This window comes from Pseudomonas sp. AGC41, assembly GCF_057334555.1.
In genome coordinates this window covers 7,803-15,503 of record NZ_JBHFJB010000035.1, presented here as the reverse complement: position 1 = coordinate 15,503, position 7,701 = coordinate 7,803, and the positions used below count along the sequence as shown (strand labels likewise).

Below are 7,701 nucleotides of genomic sequence, written 5' to 3'. Positions count from 1 at the left end.
AAACACGGCCGGTGTCCCGCTTTGACCGATACCCGAGGCGAGGGAGCTTGCTCCCGCTCGGCTGCGCAGCAGTCGTAAAACCGGTGAATGCGGTTTACCTGACGAAACGCATTGGCCGTTTTTGGGGTTGCTGCGCGACCCAGCGGGAGCAAGCTCCCTCGCCACAAGAGCCACCGACCTTCATTTTTGTTACCAGAACAGGACCATCGCCCATGAAACGACTGCAAGGAAAAAGCGCGCTGATCACCGGTGCCGCCCGTGGCATCGGCAAGACATTCGCCCAGGCCTATATCGACGAAGGCGCGACGGTGGCGATTGCCGATATCGATCTGGACCGGGCCCAGGCCACCGCCAGCGAACTGGGCGGCAATGCCTACGCGATAGAAATGGACGTGACGGACCAGGTTTCGATCGACCAGGCGATCGAGGCAGTCGTCGCCCGGGCGGGCAAGCTGGACATCCTGATCAACAACGCGGCGCTGTTCGATCTGGCGCCCATCGTCGAAATCACCCGGCAAAGCTACGAACGGCTGTTCTCCATCAACGTGGCCGGCGCCCTGTTCACCCTGCAGGCCGCTGCCCGGCAGATGATCCGCCAGGGCCATGGCGGCAGGATCATCAACATGGCGAGTCAGGCCGGGCGGCGTGGCGAGGCCCTGGTGGCGGTCTATTGCGCCTCCAAGGCGGCGGTGATCAGCCTGACCCAGTCCGCCGGGCTGGATTTGATCAAGCATCGGATCAACGTCAACGCCATCGCCCCTGGCGTGGTGGATGGCGAGCACTGGGACGGCGTCGACGCGCTGTTCGCGCGCTACGAGAACCTGCCCCTGGGGGAGAAGAAGCGTCAGGTCGCTCGGCAGGTTCCCTATGGCCGCATGGGCACTGCCCAGGACCTTGTCGGCATGGCGGTTTTCCTGGCCTCGGCTGACAGCGAATACGTGGTGGCACAGACCTATAACGTCGACGGCGGTAACTGGATGAGCTGACGCATCGCAGGTTTTACGGCCTTGAGACGATGAAAATGGACCTATTCGCCTGAAAATTGATCCCACTACTTGAGGAGCGTCCCGAACGGTACCAAACGGTGCCGTCCCAGGGATTTCAAGAGAGCGTGAATACCGTTGCCCCAGCGGGGCAAAAATTGCGCATCATAGGCGCCGTCCGCTCAAGGGAGATTTACATGCGTGCCATTTTTTCCGTCATGCGTCTTGCCGCGCTGTCGCTGGGGCTGACGTGCGCCGTCAGTGCGGTAGCCACCGAAGAGACGAAACTGGTCGAATCCATCAACCTCTACCGCAGCCAGTCCCAGAGCTGCGCCGGCCAGGCGTCCCTGGAGCTGCCGCCGCTGGCGATGGATTCGCGGTTGATCCTGTCGGCCAATGGCATCGGCGATCTGCAACAGGCGTTGGCCCGGGCGGCCTATCCGATGGTCAACGTGCAAGCAATCAGCCTATCCGGGCCGCGCGACGCGCAAGCGGCGATGAAGGCGGTGCAGGAAAGTTTCTGCCAGGTCGTGCTCGATCCGCAATTCATTGACGTCGGTGTCAGCCGCCTGGACCGCGAATGGCGCATCGTGCTGGCTCGCCCGCTGTTGTCGGCGCGTCTGGGCGATTGGCAAACCGAGGGCCAGAAACTGCTCAAGCTCATCAACAGCGCTCGCGCGCAACCGCGCCGCTGCGGCACCGAGGCCTACACCGCGACCACTCCACTGGCCTGGAACGCCACCCTGGCCCTGGCGGCGGTGAATCACACCCGAGCCATGGCCAACAACAACTTCTTCGACCACAAGGACCGCGATGGCCGCACGCCCGGCGACCGCGCCGAACTGGCCGGCTACCTGGGCCAGGCCATCGGCGAAAACATCGCCGCCGGGCAAGACACGGCTTTGAAAGTGGTGGACGGCTGGCTGGCCAGTCCCGGGCATTGCGCCAACCTGATGAACCCGCAATTTCGCGAACTGGGCGCCGGATATGCAGTGGACCCGAAAAGCGATGCGGGGATCTACTGGACGGCGATGTTTGGTACTCAATGACCAGTGCTGACCGGGCTTGCGCCTTCGCGAGCAGGCTCGCTCCTACAGAAGAGCCCCTGAGGAGTCATTCGGGTATGCCGCGATCAATGTGGGAGCGAGCCTGCTCGCGAAGGCGGCAGACGCCCCCCATCAAGCGCCCGCCTCATCCTCCCGCAAAACCCGCCGCACATGTCCCATGAACTGGCTCAACGACGGCGATTGTGCCACCGGCTTGCGCTGCAACAGCCCGATCGAGCGCTTGGCCGGCTGATCGATTGGGGTGACAGCGCACTGTTCGCCGATGTTGAACACCGCCGTGCAACTGGCCGGCAATAAAGAGAATCCCAGCCCTTCACGGACCAGCGCCGTGGCCGTGCTCATATGCGCCACCTCCCAGGCGGGGATTGCATCCACGTTCAGATAGCGCAGCGCCGCGTCAGCCAAAGGCCGGATGCTTGTGTCAGGCGTCAGGGCAATGTAGGGCTGGTGCGTCCACTCATCCTGGCCGTCACCCTGCGAGTGCTTGTGGCTCAGCAGTACCAGATTGTCATCCAACAGGCGCTCGAAGCTCAGTCCGGACAGGTCCTCAGGCAGCGAACTGATGCCGGCGTCTACCTCGCCGCGCTGTACCCAGCCGAGGATTTCTCCGGCGCGGCCATCCAGCAGGCTCACCGTCACACCCGGGTTTTCACGCTGGAAAGCAGCCATGGCGATCGGCAGAAACGACGCGGCAGCCGTGGGCAAGGCCGCGAGCCGAAGCGTGCCGCGACTCAGGCTCAAGGTGTCGCGAGCATCGCGTACGGCATCGTCCATGTCCCGCAGCATGCGCCTGGCCTGGGGCAGGAAATGCTCGCCGGCAGGCGTCAACTCGACGCTGCGGGTATTACGCGCAAGCAGCTGCAAGCCCATGCTCTCTTCCAGTTTCCGGATGCTGTAGCTCAGCGCCGGTTGTGACAGATGCAGCTGTTCCGCGGTGCGGGTGAAGCTGGAAGTCTCGGCAATGAGGATGAAGGCTCGAAGCTGTCGGAAAGAAACGTTCATGACCGGCTCATAAAATTACTCGATCAATTGATTCTATCTTTAAAATTCACAGAATAATTCGGTCTCTCCACTATGGGCCCACCCTTCAGTGGAACACGGACATGACAAAAACAATTCTCGTCGGGTGCGGCGCAGGTTTTGCCAATGATCGACCCGACGCCGCGCTGCGCCTGGCCCAGGACCTGGCGCAACGCAGCGGCCAGCGCTACATCATGCTGGAGCTGCTGGCTGAACGGACCCTCGCCGAGGCGCAATTGCGCAAGCGCCTCGATCCACGGTCGGGCTACTCCGCGCGCCTGTTCGACTTCCTCGAACCCATGCTGGAGATTTGCATCGAAGCCGGCATTGCGATCATCACCAACGGCGGCGCAGCCAACCCCAGGGCCGCCGCGCAGCGGTTGCGCGACGAATTGGCCGGGCGTTTCCCGGCGCTGAAAATCGCCTGCGTACTGGGCGACGACCTGCTCGAAGAAACGCCACCACGCTATGAACAATGGCTATCGTCGAGTGCCGATGAACAGCCTGTTTCGGTGAACGTCTACACCGGGGCCGACGGCATCGTCCAGGCACTGGCCGAGGGCGCCGGCATCGTGCTGTGTGGCCGGGTTGCGGATCCGTCCCTGGCGGTAGGCGCGATCCGCCATGGGTTGGGTTGGAAGGCCGACGATTGGCAGAACATGGCCGTCGCGACCGCCGCCGGACATCTGCTGGAATGCTGCGCCCAGGTCACCGGCGGCTATTTCGCCGATCCCGGCATGAAGGACATCCCGGACCCGGCCAACCTCGGCTGCCCGATCGCCGAAATTCACCAGGACGGCCGCTTGATCATCGGCAAGACGCGCAACAGTGGCGGACGGGTCAGCGAGCAGACCGTCAAGGAGCAATTGCTTTATGAAGTCCATGACCCGCGACGTTATCTGACGCCGGACGTTGTGCTGGATCTGGGCGCGGCCCGCGTACAGGACCTGGGGAACGACCGAGTGGAAATCACTGGCGTGATCGGCCATCCGCGCCCCGACACCCTCAAGGGCCTGGCGGGTATGCGCGGACTCTGGTTCGGCGAGGCCGAGATCTCCTATGCAGGGCCCGGTGCCGTGGCGCGTGCCGCCCTGGCGCGCGACATCCTGCTGCAGCGTTTCGATCGCCTGGCGCCAGGTGTACAGCCGTGGATCGACCTGTCGGGAGTCGCCAGCCTGTTCAACGACCAGGCTGGCCGTTATCTGCAAAAACAACTGGCCCAGGCGCCTTTGCTGGAGGACGTGCGGGTGCGTATCGGCCTGACCCATACCGACCGATCGCTGCTCGAAACCCTCCTGGCGGAGGTCGAGTCGCTCTACACCAACGGACCGGCTGGCGGCGGTGGCGTCCGGCGCCATCTCGCAGAAGCCGTTACCACCCGCAGCTTCCTGCTGCCGCGTGATGAAATCCATACAGCCCTGGAGTGGTACTGATGAGCCTGGTCACCCTCGCCGACTTCGCCCACGCCCGTGCCGGCGACAAAGGCAACATCCTCAGCATCGCGGTATTTCCCCACGACCCGGCCCATTATTCCTGGCTGCTCCGGGTGCTGACCTGCGAGCTCGTCGCCGAGCAGTTCGCGACGCGCCAGCCCTCCAGGGTGCACCGCTATGAACTGCCGAACCTGAAGGCGTTGAACTTTGTGCTCGAGGACGCCCTGGAAGGCGGCGTGAATCGAAGCTGCGGTCTCGACCGCCATGGAAAAAGCCTCAGCTACCTGCTCCTGGCCATGCGCCTGCCGGGACCGGAAGACTGAGCTACTCGCCGCCCGCTACACCATCCGACAACAATAAAAAGAGAGGCTGCAACATGATTACAACCCTGGGTTTCCTGATGATGCTTGCCATTATCGGGCTGATATTGCTGCGCCGGATCAGTCCGGTGGTGGCGTTCACCACCCTTCCCGTGCTCGTCTGCCTGCTCGCCGGCTTCAATCTCGCGCAGATCGGCGAGTTCATCAAGGCCGGCCTGATCACTGTCGCGCCGACCGCTGCGCTGTTTCTGTTTGCCATCCTGTTCTTCGGCATCATGCGCGACCGTGGGTTGTTCGATCCGCTGGTCAACCTGTTGATCCGCAGCACGGGCGGCAAGCCCCTGGCGGTGGCGCTGGTTACCGTTCTGGTGACTTCAGTGGTGCATCTGGATGGCGTCGGCGCCGCGACGTTCCTGCTGACCATCCCGGCACTGCTGCCCTTGTACAAGCGCCTGAACATGAGCCCGACGATGCTGTTGTGCCTGGTGGGAACCACGGCCGGGGTCATCAATATGGTGCCCTGGGGCGGCACGACTGCGCGGGCCGCTGCCGTGTCGGGGCTCGATGCCACCGAGCTGTGGCTGGGGTTGCTGCCGGTGCAGCTGGTGGGCCTGGTGTGCATGCTCGGGGTGGCGACGATACTGGGGTCACGCGCCCAGCGGCGCCAATCGATGTCGCTGGGTGCGGCCGCGACGCGTGACATGGACGACCTGCAAATGCAAAGCCGCGAATTCAGCCTGTCTCCCCGGCAGCTACGTTACTGGCTGAATGTGGCCCTTACCGGCGGCATTCTGCTGTGCCTGTTCACCGGCATCTTTCCGCTGTACGCCTGTTTCATGGTGGGATTGGGCATCGCCCTGCCCTTGAACTTCCCGTCCCTCGACGCCCAGGCCGAACGCCTCAAGGCCCATGCGTCCGATGCGTTGCAGATGGTCTTGGTGATGATGGCGGCCGCCGTACTGCTGGGCGTGCTCTCCGGGGCGAAGATGTCAGACGGCATGGCCTTGGCGCTGATCGACATCCTGCCCGCCGGTGCTGCCCAATACCTGCATGTGATTGTCGGGTTCTTCGGCGTCCCCCTTGGAATGATCTTCTCGCCGGACGCCTACTATTTCGCCCTGCTGCCGGTGATCAAGGACGTCGCCATCGCCGCTGGCGTTCCTCTCGAAGCGGTGGCCCGGGCCATGCTGATCGGTGAGAACACCGGCTTCTCCATCAGCCCGGTGGTACCCAGCGTGTATCTGGCCCTGGCACTGTCCGGCGTAGAGTTGCGCAAGCACATGGCCTATACGTTTTTCTGGGCCTGGGGCGTCAGCCTGGTAATGCTCGCCTTTGCCGTGGCAACCGGGGCTGTACAAGTCTGAAACTCACGGGTGGGCTTGGAAGATCAGCGACCGATGTACCCCCGAGCCCGCCCTCACCCCATCGCCAACGGCCAGCGCGACCGAGCCGAACGGCATGGCCGCATCGCCGCAGGCAAATATGCCCGGCACGCTGGTTTCCCGGCTCATCGCGTCGCTCTGGATGAACGCGCCAAGCGGACCCTCTTCAAACGCGCAGCCCAGGGCTGCCGCGAGGGGACTGGCAACCCGCGTACGCGGCAAGACGAACAGGCCGTCGATGGCGACCACCCGACCGTTGGCCAGTACCACGTCGGCCCGCTCGCCTTCGATACGCGCCACTCGCTCGGTCACCACGGTGACGCCACGCTGATCGAGGCTCACCTGTTGCTCCGGATCAAGCGCCAGCACGCCATTGGTGAAGAACGTCGTCGGCCCCCAGTCGGGCAGCATCAAGGCGTGGTGCAGCGACATCGGCGAGGTTGCGAGAACGCCGATCGGCCCTTGGTCCAACTCGTAGCCGTGGCAATACGGGCAATGGAAGACGCTCTTGCCCCAGCGCTCAGTCAGCCCGTGCACGTCGGGCAAGTCATCAATCACGCCTGTGGCCAGCAGCAGCCGGCGAGAACGGTAACGCAGGCCGGCTGCGGTCTCGACAATAAAAGCCTCGGCATCCCTGCTGGCCTGAGTCGCGGTGTCGCAAACCCAATCAACCGTCGGGTACGCCATGAGCTGAACACGGGCGTCGCCGGCTATATCGTCTGGGGCACGACCGTCCTGCCCGAGAAAGCCATGGGAAGTCGCGGCGAAGCGATTGCGACGCTCGCCCGCGTCGATCACCAGCACCTTGCGCCGGGCGCGGGCCAGTTGCAGACCTGCGGACATACCGGCATAGCTGCCGCCTGTAATGATGACGTCGTATTCCATGGGCGATCTCCAAGAGTGGTTTCGGTGGCGCGGCAAGTCTCGACACATCGTAAGTTTCTTGAAAAGCCACTGTCAACAGTCTCGTAACTTTTGCGATTACGGGTAATACTCACCGTCGCCCAGTCATGGAATCTGTCAGCCCGATGAGAAACGACACACGCCTGTCCCGCATGCTCCATGTATTGATCCACATGGATCGCCACCAGCAATCCGCCACCTCCGACACCCTCGCGCAGATGCTCGGCACCAACCCGGTGGTCGTGCGCCGGACCATGGCGTTGCTCAAGGAACAGGGTTACGTCACGTCGGAAAAAGGCCATCGCGGTGGTTGGGCCCTGGCCAAGCCGCTCTCGGAGATGACGCTGCTGGATATTCATCAAGCGTTGGGCAGCACCTCGATCTTTGCGCTTGGCCTGTCGACCGACCACCCGCAATGCCTGGTGGAACAAGCGGTGAATGCGGCGCTGACGGACGCCTTCGACGAGGCCCAGGCGTTGCTGCTCAAGCGGCTGGGCAGCATTACCCTGGCGCAGTTGGCCGAGGATTTTGATGCGCGGTTTCGGGGCGCCCACGAGGACGAGCCTAACCACTGATCCCTGTGGGAGCGAGCC

8 protein-coding genes are annotated in these 7,701 nt (G+C 63.4%); 6 read left to right on the top strand and 2 right to left on the bottom strand.

The window, feature by feature from the left end:
* The first annotated feature begins 212 nt into the window (after window positions 1-212).
* On the top strand, window positions 213-986 hold the full coding sequence (locus ACE04F_RS06485; protein ID WP_486105493.1) for an L-iditol 2-dehydrogenase: 774 nt from the start codon (window positions 213-215) through the stop codon (window positions 984-986).
* Window positions 987-1,180: 194 nt separating this feature from the next.
* On the top strand, window positions 1,181-2,032 hold the full coding sequence (locus ACE04F_RS06480; RefSeq protein WP_486105492.1) for a CAP domain-containing protein: 852 nt from the start codon (window positions 1,181-1,183) through the stop codon (window positions 2,030-2,032).
* Between the two features lie 129 nt (window positions 2,033-2,161).
* Here ACE04F_RS06480 and ACE04F_RS06475 read toward each other — a convergent pair whose 3' ends face one another.
* Window positions 2,162-3,052: a LysR family transcriptional regulator gene (locus ACE04F_RS06475; protein WP_486105491.1), complete on the bottom strand. Its 891-nt coding sequence runs from the start codon at window positions 3,050-3,052 to the stop codon at window positions 2,162-2,164.
* 101 nt (window positions 3,053-3,153) lie between these two features.
* Here ACE04F_RS06475 and ACE04F_RS06470 point away from each other — a divergent pair, with 101 nt between their 5' ends.
* From ACE04F_RS06470 to ACE04F_RS06460, 3 genes are read left to right on the top strand one after another with little or no spacing between them, the layout of a single operon-like run.
* A complete protein-coding gene (locus ACE04F_RS06470; protein ID WP_486105490.1) occupies window positions 3,154-4,503 on the top strand; it encodes an acyclic terpene utilization AtuA family protein in 1,350 nt (449 codons plus the stop codon).
* The gene (locus ACE04F_RS06465) at window positions 4,503-4,826 is read left to right on the top strand and encodes an AtuA-related protein (RefSeq protein WP_486105489.1); all 324 of its coding nucleotides are present in this window, start codon (window positions 4,503-4,505) and stop codon (window positions 4,824-4,826) included. The genes ACE04F_RS06470 and ACE04F_RS06465 overlap by 1 nt, the downstream gene beginning before the upstream one ends.
* A 53-nt stretch (window positions 4,827-4,879) precedes the next feature.
* Window positions 4,880-6,187, top strand: a complete 1,308-nt coding sequence (locus ACE04F_RS06460; protein ID WP_486105488.1) for a CitMHS family transporter — start codon at window positions 4,880-4,882, stop codon at window positions 6,185-6,187.
* A gap of 3 nt (window positions 6,188-6,190) precedes the next feature.
* Here ACE04F_RS06460 and ACE04F_RS06455 read toward each other — a convergent pair whose 3' ends face one another.
* Window positions 6,191-7,090, bottom strand: coding sequence for an NAD(P)/FAD-dependent oxidoreductase (locus ACE04F_RS06455; protein ID WP_486105487.1), 900 nt, complete (start codon window positions 7,088-7,090; stop codon window positions 6,191-6,193).
* Window positions 7,091-7,233: 143 nt separating this feature from the next.
* On the opposite strand from ACE04F_RS06455, the gene ACE04F_RS06450 reads away from it, so the two are divergent.
* Window positions 7,234-7,683, top strand: coding sequence for an Rrf2 family transcriptional regulator (locus ACE04F_RS06450; RefSeq protein ID WP_486105486.1), 450 nt, complete (start codon window positions 7,234-7,236; stop codon window positions 7,681-7,683).
* Window positions 7,684-7,701 lie beyond the last annotated feature (18 nt).

What these genes read in the sequence shown, in the direction of transcription:
- ACE04F_RS06475 (WP_486105491.1), bottom strand. Translation starts at nt 3,052, where the DNA reads ATGAACGTTTCTTTCCGACAGCTTCGAGCCTTCATCCTCATTGCCGAG.
- ACE04F_RS06455 (WP_486105487.1), bottom strand. Translation starts at nt 7,090, where the DNA reads ATGGAATACGACGTCATCATTACAGGCGGCAGCTATGCCGGTATGTCC.
- ACE04F_RS06485 (WP_486105493.1), top strand. Translation starts at nt 213, where the DNA reads ATGAAACGACTGCAAGGAAAAAGCGCGCTGATCACCGGTGCCGCCCGT.
- ACE04F_RS06465 (WP_486105489.1), top strand. Translation starts at nt 4,503, where the DNA reads ATGAGCCTGGTCACCCTCGCCGACTTCGCCCACGCCCGTGCCGGCGAC.
- ACE04F_RS06480 (WP_486105492.1), top strand. Translation starts at nt 1,181, where the DNA reads ATGCGTGCCATTTTTTCCGTCATGCGTCTTGCCGCGCTGTCGCTGGGG.
- ACE04F_RS06460 (WP_486105488.1), top strand. Translation starts at nt 4,880, where the DNA reads ATGATTACAACCCTGGGTTTCCTGATGATGCTTGCCATTATCGGGCTG.
- ACE04F_RS06450 (WP_486105486.1), top strand. Translation starts at nt 7,234, where the DNA reads ATGAGAAACGACACACGCCTGTCCCGCATGCTCCATGTATTGATCCAC.
- ACE04F_RS06470 (WP_486105490.1), top strand. Translation starts at nt 3,154, where the DNA reads ATGACAAAAACAATTCTCGTCGGGTGCGGCGCAGGTTTTGCCAATGAT.